Source organism: Paenibacillus kobensis NBRC 15729 (assembly GCF_004000825.1).
Classification (GTDB): domain Bacteria; phylum Bacillota; class Bacilli; order Paenibacillales; family Paenibacillaceae; genus Paenibacillus_T; species Paenibacillus_T kobensis.
The window spans coordinates 56,149-70,348 of the sequence record NZ_BILZ01000020.1 but is presented as its reverse complement, the minus strand read 5'-3'; the positions used below and the strand labels follow the sequence as shown (position 1 = coordinate 70,348).

At 51.7% G+C, this 14,200-nt stretch carries 15 protein-coding genes; all 15 read right to left on the bottom strand.

Annotated features, from left to right (window positions below; translation table 11 throughout):
* Positions 1–9: 9 nt before the first annotated feature.
* From PKO01S_RS13690 to PKO01S_RS13620, 15 genes are read right to left on the bottom strand one after another with little or no spacing between them, the layout of a single operon-like run.
* The gene (locus PKO01S_RS13690; RefSeq protein WP_127531911.1) at positions 10–798 is read right to left on the bottom strand and encodes a FliA/WhiG family RNA polymerase sigma factor; all 789 of its coding nucleotides are present in this window, start codon (positions 796–798) and stop codon (positions 10–12) included.
* 4 nt (positions 799–802) lie between these two features.
* A complete protein-coding gene (locus PKO01S_RS13685) occupies positions 803–1,240 on the bottom strand; it encodes a hypothetical protein (RefSeq protein WP_127531910.1) in 438 nt (145 codons plus the stop codon).
* Between the two features lies 1 nt (position 1,241).
* Entirely contained in the window at positions 1,242–1,736 is a 495-nt protein-coding gene (locus PKO01S_RS13680; RefSeq protein ID WP_127531909.1) for a chemotaxis protein CheD, read from the bottom strand.
* Positions 1,733–2,353 carry a chemotaxis protein CheC gene (locus tag PKO01S_RS13675; RefSeq protein ID WP_127531908.1) on the bottom strand — a complete coding sequence of 207 codons (621 nt, stop codon included), beginning with the start codon at positions 2,351–2,353 and terminating at the stop codon, positions 1,733–1,735. The genes PKO01S_RS13680 and PKO01S_RS13675 overlap by 4 nt, the downstream gene beginning before the upstream one ends.
* A gap of 3 nt (positions 2,354–2,356) precedes the next feature.
* Complete coding sequence (locus tag PKO01S_RS13670; RefSeq protein WP_127531907.1) at positions 2,357–2,818, bottom strand: chemotaxis protein CheW; 462 nt, start codon at positions 2,816–2,818, stop codon at positions 2,357–2,359.
* Between the two features lie 14 nt (positions 2,819–2,832).
* Positions 2,833–4,896 carry a chemotaxis protein CheA gene (locus PKO01S_RS13665; protein WP_127531906.1) on the bottom strand — a complete coding sequence of 688 codons (2,064 nt, stop codon included), beginning with the start codon at positions 4,894–4,896 and terminating at the stop codon, positions 2,833–2,835.
* A gap of 60 nt (positions 4,897–4,956) precedes the next feature.
* Positions 4,957–6,273 (bottom strand): protein-glutamate methylesterase/protein-glutamine glutaminase, encoded by a 1,317-nt coding sequence (locus PKO01S_RS13660; protein ID WP_127531905.1) that lies wholly within the window; start codon positions 6,271–6,273, stop codon positions 4,957–4,959.
* 25 nt (positions 6,274–6,298) lie between these two features.
* A complete protein-coding gene (locus PKO01S_RS13655) occupies positions 6,299–7,171 on the bottom strand; it encodes a MinD/ParA family protein (RefSeq protein WP_127531904.1) in 873 nt (290 codons plus the stop codon).
* Positions 7,164–8,522, bottom strand: coding sequence for a flagellar biosynthesis protein FlhF (gene flhF, locus PKO01S_RS13650; protein WP_127531903.1), 1,359 nt, complete (start codon positions 8,520–8,522; stop codon positions 7,164–7,166). The genes PKO01S_RS13655 and flhF overlap by 8 nt, the downstream gene beginning before the upstream one ends.
* The gene (gene flhA, locus PKO01S_RS13645) at positions 8,519–10,552 is read right to left on the bottom strand and encodes a flagellar biosynthesis protein FlhA (RefSeq protein WP_127531902.1); all 2,034 of its coding nucleotides are present in this window, start codon (positions 10,550–10,552) and stop codon (positions 8,519–8,521) included. Before flhA ends, flhF begins: the two co-directional genes overlap by 4 nt.
* Before the next feature lie 16 nt (positions 10,553–10,568).
* Positions 10,569–11,678, bottom strand: coding sequence for a flagellar biosynthesis protein FlhB (flhB, locus tag PKO01S_RS13640; protein ID WP_127531901.1), 1,110 nt, complete (start codon positions 11,676–11,678; stop codon positions 10,569–10,571).
* A gap of 47 nt (positions 11,679–11,725) precedes the next feature.
* On the bottom strand, positions 11,726–12,517 hold the full coding sequence (gene fliR / locus PKO01S_RS13635) for a flagellar biosynthetic protein FliR (protein WP_127531900.1): 792 nt from the start codon (positions 12,515–12,517) through the stop codon (positions 11,726–11,728).
* Between the two features lie 13 nt (positions 12,518–12,530).
* Positions 12,531–12,800: a flagellar biosynthesis protein FliQ gene (gene fliQ / locus PKO01S_RS13630; RefSeq protein WP_127531899.1), complete on the bottom strand. Its 270-nt coding sequence runs from the start codon at positions 12,798–12,800 to the stop codon at positions 12,531–12,533.
* Between the two features lie 20 nt (positions 12,801–12,820).
* Complete coding sequence (fliP, locus tag PKO01S_RS13625) at positions 12,821–13,585, bottom strand: flagellar type III secretion system pore protein FliP (RefSeq protein ID WP_127531933.1); 765 nt, start codon at positions 13,583–13,585, stop codon at positions 12,821–12,823.
* Entirely contained in the window at positions 13,578–14,198 is a 621-nt protein-coding gene (locus PKO01S_RS13620; protein ID WP_127531898.1) for a FliO/MopB family protein, read from the bottom strand. The genes fliP and PKO01S_RS13620 overlap by 8 nt, the downstream gene beginning before the upstream one ends.
* Positions 14,199–14,200 lie beyond the last annotated feature (2 nt).

Below are 14,200 nucleotides of genomic sequence, written 5' to 3'. Positions count from 1 at the left end.
CTCCTTAATTTAAATATTTTGGAGTAATTGATCTTTATGTTTAGCTAAGGCTCCGCGAAGCCGTAAAATAGCTTTGGAATGAAGTTGTGATATCCGGGATGGCGATAAAGACATCACTTCCGCGATTTCGCTTAGCGACAATTCTTCGTAATAGAATAACGATACGACTGTACGCTCCTTCTCCGTCAGCCGTTCAATCCCTTTCACCAGCGACTCTTTCAAATAAAACTCATGCACTTTATACTCCGGATTTTTCGCCTTCTCGTCAATCAGCAGTGACAGTCTTGTCTCAGACTCTTCCTCACGGATCGGATCTTCCAGCGAACAGATCGTCGTCACTGCAATTTCTTGCAGCATGACATTGTATTCTTTCTCTGTTACGTTCAAGTAGCTGCTTATTTCCGCATCGGTAACCGAGCGCAAATATTGCTGCTCCAGAAGCTGGTACGCTTCCTCGATTCGTTTCGCCTTGTCCCGAACCGATCTTGGTACCCAGTCTCCTTGACGAAGGCCGTCGATGATCGCGCCCCGAATACGCCAAGACGCATACGTTTCGAATTGCAAACCACGCTCGTAATCGAACTTCTCGATCGCATCGATCAGACCCATTACACCGTTGCTGTACAGATCATCCTTCGATACCGTCTTCGGCAGACCGATTGCCATTCGGCTTGTCACATAATCAACCAGCGGCAAATATTGTTCAATGAGTTGCTTCTTCGCATCGATGTCTTTTTCCGACTTCCATTTGCGCCATTTCTCGATGTTAGACAAATGAGGCGTTTTCGGCTCAATCATCGTCTCAGCCTCCCGTCATGTGACGTATTGCTTTGGCTAATTCTTCCGGTTCTTTGTTTTGAGTAGAGACAAGCTTCGGCGGATTCAGCGGTTGAAACCCGTTCGATTCTTTATCGGCTTGCGGTACAGCAGAGCCTTTCGGATCGGATTTCAGCAAATCATGCAGCGCTTCGGTTTCGTCCGGTGTCACCGCCTCAAAGTTCTGGCCTTGTCCCGACTGTCCAGCAGGAGCGGCGGTACGGCTCACCGGAATGGAAGGCTGCGGCGTCAAAGCAAGCTTCAAGATCGCCCTGAACAAAAAGGCGGCCAAGAAAAATGCGGCAAACGCGTACCCAGCTCTCATGCAGCTAACCGCAAACGTGTTCCCGTTCATCGAGAACAGCAGAGTCAGCAAGCCTCCTGCCGCTCCGAAACCAAAATTCCAGCGCCACGTTCCAATCATGTTAAATCTCCTTTATTCCAAACTGAACACTTCGAATCATAAGAATGCCAGTGCGGCTGTCCAATTCTATCGTTCGTCCATAATTCGCACCCGTATCTTCTGAGCATATCGGGATGGAAACCAGACTTAATGCTAGCTTGCACGACTCTACGTTGCGCGGTCCTATCCGCATCGTATCGCTTTGCGTAGCGAATGCGAACATTTGCGCTCCTCCAGCCATTTTGGCAACCATTCGCTTAACCGAAGCTCCCGCTTCTTCCATCCGGGCGATAAGAGCCGGTACGGCGGAATCGGCATATTTAGCAGTATTGAAGGATGACTCTTTGGCAATTTCTGAGGATGGCAGCATCACGTGAGCCATGCCTGCAATTCCAGCAACCGAATCATACAACGTAACGCCTACACATGAGCCTAGACCCGTCGTTCGAATCAAAGCGCCATCCGTTGCAATGTTCAAGTCTGCCATGCCGACCTTTACTGTAACCTGCTGCGTCATTCGGTCGTAACCCCTAGCGCTCGGAAAATTTTGTTAAAGGAATCGGGATCCGGAATAAGGAAGAAATGCCCCTCCAGCAAATCCCTGCCTTCTAAGAATGATGTTTCGATCAGCAGCGCCGAATCGCCCATTTCACCGAATTGCAACAAGCCGTAAGACAATATAGCACCCGCCATATCAACTGCTACAGACGGTACAGTCGGCATCAGCGACAGACCGGTGAAATCGGCCAGCGACGACAAGTACGATCCGCCCAAAATGTTGCCGATCTCGCAAAGCGCAGACAGCTCCATCTCGGAATAGCCTTCCTGTTCCCGAATATCGAGCGAGAGAAGCCGGTGCATCATCCGCTTAGCCGACGGCTCTTCGATAATAAAGAACATGTTGCCCGGTGCATCGCCTTCCACTCTCAGAAACACAGCGATGACGATCTGCTCTGAACCTCCGACGATTTCAGCGATCTGCTCGAACGGGAGCAGCGATACTTGCGGAACCGCCATATCGACCGGTTTGTCCAGCAGACGGGACAACGCTGTCGCCGCGTTGCCCGCCCCGATATTGCCGATTTCTTTCAGAACGTCCAGCTTAAAATCCCCAATACCGTACAATTCACTCACGGTCTATACCTCAAGCTGTTCGAGTTGAATGATTTCTTTGCGGTTGAGCACTTCAGACAAGTTCAGCATTACGAGCAGCTGCTTCTCGCCGATCTTTGCAATGCCTTGCAAATATTTCGCTTTAATGCCCCCTACGACTTCCGGCGGGCTGTCGATCGTATCGGAATCGATGTCAATAACATCGTTAGCCGAATCGACAATAAAGCCAACTTCCAGCTCGTTCGCTGCGACGATAATGATACGCGAGTTATCCGTTGCTACCGTCTCTTCCAATCCGAAGCGTCCTCTCAGATCAAGGACAGGAATCACGACGCCGCGGAGGTTGATTACTCCTTTGATGAAGCCAGGTGCCTTCGGAACTCTCGTAATCGGTTGCATCCGTTCGATTGTGCGTACTTTATCAACTTCGATTCCGTACTGTTCCTCACCTAGCGCGAATACGATAACTTTCAATTCTTCTCCCATACGTAATCCCTCCCTTATTTAATGAAAGCATTCGGATCGATAATGAGTGCAACTTGGCCATCGCCGAGTATCGTGGCGCCCGATAATGCCTTGATAGCCGGCAAATATTTGCCGAGCGGTTTGAGGACGATTTCGCTTTGACCAATGAATGAATCAATCATAAGTGCAGCAAGCTTGTCATTCTTGCGGATGACGACGATTTCAGTCTCCGTCTCCGCATCTTCACGGTAGTCCGGAACATCCAGCACCCGGCTGAGCGATACGACCGGAATGACCGTTCCCCGAAACTCGATCATCTGATTACCATGTACCGTTGCGATGCTGTCACGCTGAATAATGCCTGTCTCGACGATCGACGAGAGCGGAATCGCATATTTCTCGGAACCCATCTGTATGAGCATGGCCGATATAATCGACAGCGTAAGCGGCAGCTGAATCGAGAAGATCGTTCCTTTGCCGAGCTGCGAGCGGATCGTGACATGGCCGCCAAGCGAAGTAATTTTCGATTTGACGACATCAAGTCCGACACCGCGGCCCGACAAATCGGAAATTTTGTCCGCCGTACTGAACCCTGCAGCAAAGATTAACATCTGAGCTTGTTCTTCCGACAGCTTGTTTGCTTCTTCTTCCGACAGTACGCCGTTCTTCACCGCAATCCGTCTTACTTTGGCAGCGTCGATGCCGTTCCCGTCATCTTCAACCTCGATAAACACATGGTTGCCGCTGTGGAAAGCACGGAGGTGAACCGTCCCCGTCTCCGGCTTGCCCGCTGCGAGACGATCGGCCGGCATCTCAACGCCATGGTCGAGCGAGTTGCGAAGCAGATGGACGAGCGGATCGCCGATTTCATCGATAACGGTCCGGTCCAGCTCCGTCTCGGCCCCCGTCACGACGAGGTCGATTTTTTTGTCCAATTGCTTGGCAATATCCCGAACCATCCGCGGGAACCGGTTAAATACCGATTCAACCGGCACCATCCGAAGCTTCAAGACGATGTCTTGCAAATCAGTACTGACGCGTGCCATATGCTCAACGGTCTCGATCAAATCGCTTCGTTTGATTTCGCTGGACAACTGCTCGAGCCGAACCCGGTCAATGAGCAGCTCCGAGAACAGGTTCATGAGCGAATCGAGCCGGTCGATGTCGACGCGGATCGTCCGGTTCGCCACAGCCGCCCCGGTCGCAGCCGTCTGCGACTTGGCAGCTGACGTCTCCCGCACAGCCGCTTCGCGTGCTTGCACAGCTGGCGCAGCCTGCGAAGCTGCTGGCTTTTGCTGATTGTCCGGCACTGGACCATACATTTGCAGCGATTCAGCATCGAGCAGTACAACGTCTGCCGAATCCACTTCCGAGACCGATTCAATCCGACTCTTCAACTCTTCAGCGTCTGTGCCAGAGATAAGGAAGACGATGAACGAACGGTCGAACTTTTCCTGCTCCAAATCTTGTACAGACGGTTCGGATTTGATTACTTCACCGTTGCTTTCCAGTACGTCGAACACCATATATGCACGAGCTGCTTTCAACACGCAGTCTTCGCGCAGCGTTACTTTTATGTAATAAGCTTGGTTACCGGACTCGATCGATTGCTTTAAGACAGATTGCTGGAAAATATCGAGCAGCGCGCCGCCTGATGTTCCACTGGAACCGCTGTTCTGCGCAGGAGCGTCTGCTGACGGCTGTGCAGCCTTCAGATAATCCCCTTTGACGATCGACTGCAGAGAAACAACAATACTGCTGACATCCGCTTTGCCAGTGCCTCCGCCGACGATGTCCTGCACCATCGCTTCGAGCGCATCCAAACCTTTGAACAACGTGTCGAAAATGAAGCTGTCCATCGCAAGCTTACTGTTGCGAACCAGATCCAGCACATTCTCCATCTCGTGCGTCAGCGATGCGAGATCTTCGAATCCCATCGTCGCGGACATCCCTTTGAGCGTATGTGCAGAACGGAAAATGACTTGAACGATACTGATATCCCCAGGATCGTTCTCCAGCTTAAGTAAATTTTCGTTGAGCGCTTGCAGGTGGTCATTCGATTCATCGATAAACATTGACAAATATGCGTTCATGTCCATGCTCCGGCACCTCCGTTGATAACTTCGCCAAACGTGATCAAGCTTGTATAACCTAAGGAGCTACTTGCCAAGCGCGCTTGCCAGAAAGCCAGCAATACGCGAAAGCGGCAGCACATCGGTAACTGCGCCAATCTCGACAGCCGATCTCGGCATGCCGTATACGACGCAAGTTTGCTCTGATTCAGCAATCGTCGTTCGTGCGCCGCTGTCGCGAAGTGCTTTCATCCCTTTGGCTCCGTCACTGCCCATTCCCGTCATAATAACCGCATGGCGGTTCAATTCGGAATAACGGACGGCGGATTCGAACAATACATCGACCGAAGGCCGATGGCCGCTTCGCGCTTCTTCCAAGGTGAGATTCACGTAGTAGCCGCTTCTGTCCTTCGCCAGCTCCATGTGATAGCCGCCCGGCGCAATGTATACGGTGCCGGTCTCGACTCGTTCTCCCTGCACAGCCTCCGTGACGCGAACCGCACTGAATGCATCAAGCCGCTGAGCCAGCGAGCGAGTGAAGTTGGGCGGCATATGCTGCACAACCAATACCGGCGCGGCAAGCTTTGAAGGCAGCGAGCAGATTACTTCGTGCAGCGCTTTAGGCCCGCCGGTAGACGTGCCGATCAAGACGACGCTGTCGAACACAGTGGAGCCTTTCGGCTTGTTGTTCGACACACCCGTTTCTGCCGGCTCAGACGGAATCACAGCTGCTTTGACGCTCTGCTCCTGCTTCTCCTTGGAAGCTGCCGGTTTCGCTGGCTTAGTTGCCGCTTTCGCCGTTTTCTCCACTTGTGGTGAAGATCCCGATGAACCATTCTCCTGTGCGGACTTAGCTGCCCGCTTGCTTGTTCCCGCGCGGTCAGCCGCTTCAGTCAACTCGGCTTTCGCTGCAGGTTTGCCTCCCGGACGCTTCCGGTCAGCAGGCGGCATTGCAGCTTCCAAGCTCGTGGGCTTTCTTGCCTCGGGCTTTAGCCGGCTTCGGCCGACCAGTACGGCAATTCGCAGTTTATCGAGCAGTTGACCGCCGACTTGTTCGATATCGACGGAACCGTCGATCGCCGGCTTACGGATGAAATCGAAAGCACCGCTTTGCAGCGCTTTGATCGTATCCCGCGTATTCTCATCGCTTATGCCCGATAGCATAATGACCGGAAGAGGTCTTACCGCCATAATTTGTTTCAAAGCTTCGAGTCCGTTCATGACGGGCATTTCCAAATCCATTGTTACAGCATCAGGCTTGAATGTATCGACCGCATCGATAGCCTCTTTGCCGTTAGAAGCTGTAGCGACGACTTCGAACTGCTCGTCTTTCGTCACAAGGTCGGACACGATCGCCCGCATGAAGGCGGAATCATCCACTACAAGCACGCGATACCGCGTCATAGAACCCCTCCCGTTATCCAAAGGATTATTTCATCAGCCTAACCATCTTATGTAGAAATCCTTTGATACCGCCGCTAGTCGCTTCACGAAGCGCGGGCATATCGAGGTAAGCTCTTGCTATCGATTGAATTCCTTTCGTTGCATCGCTTGCCGGGTACGCAATCGTAAACGGCGTCTGCTGACGTACTGCCCGGCTCACATTCGGATCGTCAGCAATTATGCCGAGCAGCGGAACTTCAATCCCCATAAACTTGCGTGCCGCCATCGCGATTTTATCCGCGGTCTGCTGCCCTTCCCTCGCATCCATCGCCCGGTTGACAACAAGGCGGAATGTCGGCTCGTGTCCGAAGGAACGAACCATTTTCATTAGTGCATAAGCATCAGTAATTGCAGTAGGTTCAGGTGTCGTCACGACGATAGTCTCGTGGGCGGCTGCAATAAGACTCGCCGCTTCCTTCGACAAACCCGCACCTGTATCGAACAGCAAGTAATCGTATTTGCCCTGCAGATTATCGAGCTGGTCGATAAACTTGTTCAATTGAGCATCGGACAACTGCAGCAACTCATTCATTCCCGATCCGCCGGCTACAAAATGCAAGCCTTGCGGACCGAGTTGAATGATGTCCCAAATCGTCTTATCCTGCTTTAACAAATGATAGATCGAATACGTTGCGTTATGTCCCATTAATACATCCAGATTTGCCATGCCAATGTCCGCATCGAACACGAGCACTGTCTTGCCAAGCTTCTGCAAGGCGAGAGCGAAGTTCAAGCTGAAGTTCGACTTGCCGACGCCCCCCTTGCCGCTCGTGACCGTTAAGATACGCGTTCCTCGTCCTGTTCGAAGCCTCTCATTGTTGCGTATCAGGTTACGCAGCGCCTCAGCTTGGTCATACATCCGCAGGATCTCCTAAGAGCAATCCGACGTAGGCTTCGGCTTGGAACAAATCAATATCGTCCGGAACCGTTTGTCCGCTAGCGATATAAGCAGGCTGCAAGCCGTATTCCAATACAATGTTCAGCAGCGATCCGTAAACGAACGTTTCATCCAGCTTCGTGAAAACAGCTTGCCGCACACCGTATGGGATGAAGCGCTCGGCTACAATCGCCATATCTTTCGTCCGTCCTGTCAGGCTCATGACAAGAAATACGTTGCCGGAATGCGCACTCATCATACTGTTTACTTCGGATACATGAAGCTCGCTTCGATAATTGCGGCCCGCTGTATCCATGAAGATAACATCCCGGTCCTCTAGTCGTTCGAACGCTCGGGGTACTTCATTCGGCGAGAAAACAACTTCCATCGGAACGTTCAAAATGTTGGCGTACGTTCGAAGCTGATCGACCGCTGCTATCCGGTACGTATCCGACGTTATGAAGCCAACCTTCTTGCCCTTCTTCAACGTTTGTTCAGCAGCCAGCTTCGCAATCGTCGTCGTCTTGCCGACTCCCGTCGGGCCGACGAAGTAGACCGCCCGATCGGACGGCTGGATACCTGGATGCTCGTATGGCTTCAACCAGTCTAATAGAATAGCCGATGCACGTTCCCAAAGCTGGCGGGTATCCGATAGGTCCGCTCCTTCATCGATCTGCTCCATTAACTGATCGATAAGTTTGTCGGACCATTCGGATGCAACCTCTTGCTCATCCAGCCGCGTGCGAAGCTGCTTGATAGCTTCTGGCTGAGAATCGAGCTCTTTCTGCCGGGACAGCTTCATTATCCATTCCTTCATATCCCGGATCTCGCTTACTAAAGCGTCCTCCGTCACCTTCGATGACTTGCTCGGCTTCGTCATCGAATTAGCGGCTTGCGGTCCAGCTGCAAGAGCCGACATGATCGAGCCGGCTGCGGAATCCGCTGTAACCGAGGAAGTGTGTCCCGCTGCTGCCTGCAGAAGCGCCGCTGCCCGCTCCGCGGTAATCTGCGGATCGGGCCGGTCTAGTACTGCCGTCGCTGCGGCAGTTGCATTGCCTGTATTGCCGGCATAAGCGGCTGCTGCCGAATTGGCCGTACGTGCGGGGACGGCTGCTGCCTGGAATGGAGCGGCAGCAGCCTTGGATTTGTTAGGCTTGGAACCTTCGGATTCTATCGCAGCGACAACCTCGGTCATCCGCTTGCGAAACATGCCCATGAATCCTCCGGTCTTAATATCTTTCGTGCTTAGAATAACGGCATCTTTGCCCAGCTCGCTGCGGATGAGAGGCAGCGCCTCGGACACCTCGTTAACCAAATAACGCTTTACTCTCACAGATTCACCACCCCGACGCTTTGAACTTCAATATTCGGCTCCAGCTCACTGTAAGACAATACCGGAATATCCTGCATCGTCCGCTCGACCAGCTTGCGCAAGTACATCCGAATCGTTGGGGATGCGAGCACAACCGGTTGATTGCCGGATTGAATCTGCTTCGTTACTTGCTCTGAAAGCTTCTGATAGATTTGCTGTGTAGCGACAGGATCGATCGACAAGTAGCTGCCCTGATCCGATTGCTGCACCGATTCGGCTATCTTCTTCTCCAATGAAGGTCCAACTGTAATGACGCGAAGCATCTCGCCATCCGGAGAGAATTGAAGCGTAATTTGACGAGAGAGAGACTGTCTGACGTATTCGGTAAGCACATCGGTGTCTTTCGTATATGCCCCTTGATCCGCAAGCGTTTCGAAGATCGTGACCAGATCGCGGATCGAAATTTTCTCTTTCAGCAGTTTCGCAAGCACCTTCTGAACGTCGCCGACTGTGAGCAAATTCGGAATGAGCTCGTCGACGAGCGCCGGGTAGTTTTCCTTCACATTCTCGACCAGCGCTTTCGTCTCTTGTCGGCCGATCAGCTCGTGCGCATGGCGCTTAACGATCTCGGTCAAGTGCGTTGCGACGACCGATGGCGGATCGACGACGGTATAACCGGACAATTCAGCCCGTTCTTTCATCGCTTCGTCAATCCACAACGCCGGCAAACCGAACGCCGGCTCTGTCGTTTCGATGCCGATTACCGCATCATCATCGAAGCCTGGGCTCATCGCCAAGTAATGGTTGAGGAGCAAGTCGCCTCGGGCTACCGTATTTCCTTTTATTTTGATCACGTATTCATTCGGCTTCAGCTGAATGTTGTCGCGAATACGGATAACCGGAACGACGAGTCCGAGCTCCAGAGCGCATTGCCGCCTGATCATAATGATCCGGTCAAGCAAGTCGCCGCCCTGCTGCGCATCCGCGAGCGGGATAAGACCATAACCGAATTCGAATTCGATCGGATCGACCTGCAGCAGACTGATAACGCTTTCCGGACTTCGTACTTCCTCGATTTGCTGCTCTTCGACCAGTAGCTCCTCCTGCTGTTGCTGCTTGTTCATATTCTTCTGCAATCGCCAACCGCCATAAGCGAGAATCGCAGCGATCGGAAGCGTACGGAACCAGCCGATAGGAGTAAAGAAGCCGAGCAACGTGATTGTTCCTGCAACGATATAGAGCAGCTTCGGATATTTCAGCATTTGCGTAGACAGATCGTCTGCCAGATTGCCTTCGGACGAAGCCCGCGTAACGATCATACCGGATGCCGTCGAAATGAGCAGTGCCGGGATTTGGCTAACGAGACCGTCGCCGATCGTCAGAATCGAGTACGTATGCAAGGCATCCGAAAAGCCCATGCCGTGAATCGCCATACCGACGATGAAACCGCCGATTAAGTTAATGAAGAGAATGACGATTGCGGCAATCGCGTCACCTTTGACGAATTTGCTCGCACCGTCCATTGCACCGTAGAAATCGGCTTCTCTTTCGATTTTGGACCGGCGTTCCTTCGCTTGCTGTTCATTAATAAGACCGGCATTCAAGTCGGCATCGATACTCATCTGTTTACCGGGCATCGCGTCGAGCGTAAATCTTGCCGCTACTTCTGCAACCCGTTCCGAGCCTTTCGTGATGACGATGAATTGAACAACGACCAAGATGAGGAAGACGATAAAACCGATTGCAATTTCCCCGCCTGCCACCCAGTTGCCGAACGTTTCCACAACTTCACCCGCTTCGTGTTTCGCGAGTATGTTTCTTGTCGTCGATACGTTAAGCGCAAGTCTGAACAAAGTTGTTATTAAGAGTACGGACGGAAAGATCGAAAACTGCAGCGCATCCTTCGTATTCATCGAGATGAGCAAAATCATTAACGCTATCGAAATATTAATGATGAGAAGCACGTCCATTAGGAGCGTTGGGACGGGAATAACCATCATGAGCACGATGCCGATGATGCCGATCAATATGACCAGGTCCCTTGGTTTCATGAACTGTTCCCCCGTTTCAAGATGATTTCACTCGACCTTTCAACTTATATACATATGCCAGTACTTCCGCCACCGCTTGAAACAGATCCGAAGGAATCGAATCGCCGATTTCCGATCGGTCGTACAGCGCTCTGGCGAGCGGCTTGTTTTCCATCGTAATGACGCCGTGCTCCTTGGCCTTCTCCCGAATTCGCAGTGCCACGTAATCCATGCCTTTGGCTAATACGACCGGGGCTTCCATCTTAGCAGCGTCGTACTTCAGGGCGATGGCGAAGTGTGTCGGGTTCGTGATAACGACATCCGCCTTCGGCACTTCCTGCATCATCCGCTGAATCGCCATTTTCCGTTGACGCTCGCGGATCCGCCCTTTAATTAGCGGGTTACCTTCGGTTGTTTTGAATTCGTCCTTAATATCTTGCTTAGACATCTTCAAGCTCTTGTCATACTCATACTTCTGATAGAAGTAATCCGCGACCGCTAGGACAACGAGCACGGCACCGACTTCAATGCCAAGCTTTAGAGCGATGCCGCCTGCGAAGCCGAGCAAATAGGTAACGGGCAGCGTATCCAATTGAAGAATGCGTTCCCAATCGCTCTTCAAAGTCATAAATACGATGAGGCCGATGACGACAAGCTTCAGCATATTTTTGAGAAATTCAACGAGCGTCTTCATGGACAGTATTTCTTTCGCATTCGTTAACGGGTTAAGCTTGCTGAACTTGGGAGCCAGCGACTTGCCCGTTAACAAGAAACCAACCTGCATATAACCGGCTAAGAGGGCTACGACTACCGCTATGGCGAACACCGGCGACAGCATGATCAGCATTTCGTACATCAGCTTTGTAAACAACGACATGACGTTGCCGGTCGTCACTTCCATCGTCATCCAATCCTCGAACAAGTCTCCGAACAACGATATAAGCCTGCTTTTGTAAAAGGGTCCAATCATGGCGAAGCTCATAAACACGAACAATAAAATGAAGGCGCCCGGCAGCTCATTGGACTTGGCGACCTGCCCCTTCTCGCGAGCCTCGCGCTTCTTCTTCGGCGTTGCTTTCTCTGTCTTCTCCTGGTTGAACAATTGAAGATCAAGCTTCAATCGGTACTGCGGTCTGCTCGCTGTCATGCGGTCACCTCCTACATTGGGCGCTGGTGCCTTCGGTCTGACGTTCATCAGCCGGCATCCGGTCTCTTCAGCATGGCAAGCAGACTATGCATTCGGTCGAACATTACGGTGAACAAATGCTCGAACACCCCGGACATCGTAGGAAGAATGAGTACGACCATAATTAATCCGAGAATGATCTTGAGCGGCATCCCGATAATGAATACGTTATACTGCGGTGCCGTCTTCGCAAGAAAGCCAAGCGCGACATCCGTTAGGAACATCGCGACTAGAATCGGCGACGCGATCTGGAATGCCAGCATGAATGTTTCAGAGAACGTTACGGCGATGAAATCAGACACTTTGCCATCGTATATTCTTGCGAACAGATCGTTATCGAGCGGCAGCCATTGATAGCTGTCCATCAGAGAGGTCAGCATAAAATGATGACCGTTCATGGACAGAAACACCAGGATGAGAATCATGTACTTCAAGTTGCCCATGATCGGCGACGATGCCCCAGTAATGGGATCCACGACGTTCGACATAGCGAAACCCATCGAAATATCCATCAACGCGCCGGCCGTCTGAACGACCGAGAAGAACAGATAGACGACAAAGCCTAGAAGCAGACCGACTAATACTTCGCGAAGAACAAGCAGAATGTACGTCGCGTCCAATACGGCGGTTTCCTTCACTCCGTAAGTCAGAAATACGATTAGCGAGAGGAAGAATCCCAGGCCGATCTTGAACGGCGTCGGTACGCCTCGCATCGAGAATATCGGCGCTACGACGAAAAATGCTGTCATTCGACAAAAGATTAGCAAAAAAATAGGGAACCCCTGTTCGATCAGCTCCATCCTTTCAACCAGCCTATCCGATGTATTTGTACAAGTTGTTCAAAATGTTAAACGTGAAGTCGACCAGCGTATTCAGTATCCATGGTCCGAAGAAGATGAGCGAAACGAATACAGCTACGATCTTCGGAACGAATGCGAGCGTCTGCTCCTGAATGTGCGTCGTTGCTTGAAAGATACTGACGATCAAACCGACGGCGAGTCCGATGACGAGCATCGGCGCGCTCGTTTTCAAAATAACGAATACGGCCTCTCCGGCCAATCCGATAATAAATTCCGCACTCATCGCATGCTCGTTCCTTTCCGCTAGGTCATATTAAAGCTCATTAGCAGCGACTTGACGACCAAGTACCATCCATCGACGAGGATGAACAGCAGAATCTTGAACGGCAGCGAGATCATGACCGGTGGCAGCATCATCATCCCCATCGCCATTAGCGTACTGGAAACGACCATATCGATTATTAAAAATGGGATAAAAATCATGAAGCCCATCTGAAACGCCGTCTTAAGCTCGCTGATCGCATATGCCGGTACGAGAACCGTAATCGGGATGTCCTTGTAGCTTGTCGGCTTCTCGGTTTTCGTATATTTGATGAAGAGCAGCAAGTCTTTTTCCCGGGTTTGCGCGAACATAAATTTTTTCATCGGATCTGCCGCTTTCTCGAATGCCTGTGTCTGCGTAATCTCGCCTTTCAAATAAGGCTGAAGGGCGACATCGTTCACTTGAGCAAGCGTGGGCGACATGACGAAGAAGGTAAGAAACATAGCTAGTCCGATCAACACCTGGTTAGGCGGCATTTGCTGTGTACCGAGTGACGTCCGCAGAAATCCGAGTACGATGACGATTCGGGTAAAGCTTGTCATCAGCACGAGAATCGCCGGGGCGATACTGAGTACGGTCAGCAGCAGCAAGATCGAAATTGCGCTAGTGCCTGGTGTCCCTGAATCTGCGCCGTTACCGACTTGAATGTTAATGTTCGGCAGCGGTTCCGCATAAGCATGGGATTGGAACAAGCCCCACAAAACGAGTTGCACAATAACGGCTGCAACTATCCATTTTTTATTCATCATCCATCAACCGATCGCTTTGATTTGAGGAGCGAAGCAGCGTTTCGACCTGCTGCTTGCGCTGCGACTGCTCATCCAGCTTCTGGCGCAGCATAAGCTCGAAATCTGGCCCTTCGTTCGATCCCTTCGTCTCGGAGGTTGTTTGATCGCCTCGATTGCGGAATCGGTTCATCAGATCCGAGAACGCCGCCGGATTCCAGCCCGCGCCGCTCGTTTGTTCCATTTGATTAATAATTCTAGCCGCTTCTTCCGGATCATCGATCCGGTCCAGCAGTCGAACGTCTTCGCCGATGCCGACAACATACACTTTACCGGCTAATTCGACAACTTGAATCGACTTATGCTGACCGAGCGGGACGCCGCCTAGCGCACGAAGCGCTCGGTTGGCGCCCCATCCTCGATTGCGGCGGGCTAGAAACTTGATCGCGAAAATAATAAGTCCAATAATGACAGCAAGAGCAATCAGTACGGTCACGAGACTCCCGGTCATACTGCCGTAAGTAGGTGCCGTATCCGGTGTCTCCAGTCCTTCGGACGCCGCGGCAGCCTTAAGTGCCGAGAAAGGCATTATGGCTGTCGCGAGCGCCGCGATTCGAATCTGGTTATTCTTCATGA

Bases quoted from the DNA above. Each gene is read 5' to 3' on its own strand.
- PKO01S_RS13690 (WP_127531911.1), bottom strand. From the start codon at position 798: ATGATTGAGCCGAAAACGCCTCATTTGTCTAACATCGAGAAATGGCGC.
- PKO01S_RS13685 (WP_127531910.1), bottom strand. From the start codon at position 1,240: ATGATTGGAACGTGGCGCTGGAATTTTGGTTTCGGAGCGGCAGGAGGC.
- PKO01S_RS13680 (WP_127531909.1), bottom strand. From the start codon at position 1,736: ATGACGCAGCAGGTTACAGTAAAGGTCGGCATGGCAGACTTGAACATT.
- PKO01S_RS13670 (WP_127531907.1), bottom strand. From the start codon at position 2,818: ATGGGAGAAGAATTGAAAGTTATCGTATTCGCGCTAGGTGAGGAACAG.
- PKO01S_RS13665 (WP_127531906.1), bottom strand. From the start codon at position 4,896: ATGGACATGAACGCATATTTGTCAATGTTTATCGATGAATCGAATGAC.
- PKO01S_RS13660 (WP_127531905.1), bottom strand. From the start codon at position 6,273: ATGACGCGGTATCGCGTGCTTGTAGTGGATGATTCCGCCTTCATGCGG.
- PKO01S_RS13655 (WP_127531904.1), bottom strand. From the start codon at position 7,171: ATGTATGACCAAGCTGAGGCGCTGCGTAACCTGATACGCAACAATGAG.
- flhA (WP_127531902.1), bottom strand. From the start codon at position 10,552: ATGAAACCAAGGGACCTGGTCATATTGATCGGCATCATCGGCATCGTG.
- flhB (WP_127531901.1), bottom strand. From the start codon at position 11,678: ATGACAGCGAGCAGACCGCAGTACCGATTGAAGCTTGATCTTCAATTG.
- fliR (WP_127531900.1), bottom strand. From the start codon at position 12,517: ATGGAGCTGATCGAACAGGGGTTCCCTATTTTTTTGCTAATCTTTTGT.
- fliQ (WP_127531899.1), bottom strand. From the start codon at position 12,800: ATGAGTGCGGAATTTATTATCGGATTGGCCGGAGAGGCCGTATTCGTT.
- fliP (WP_127531933.1), bottom strand. From the start codon at position 13,585: ATGAATAAAAAATGGATAGTTGCAGCCGTTATTGTGCAACTCGTTTTG.
- PKO01S_RS13620 (WP_127531898.1), bottom strand. From the start codon at position 14,198: ATGAAGAATAACCAGATTCGAATCGCGGCGCTCGCGACAGCCATAATG.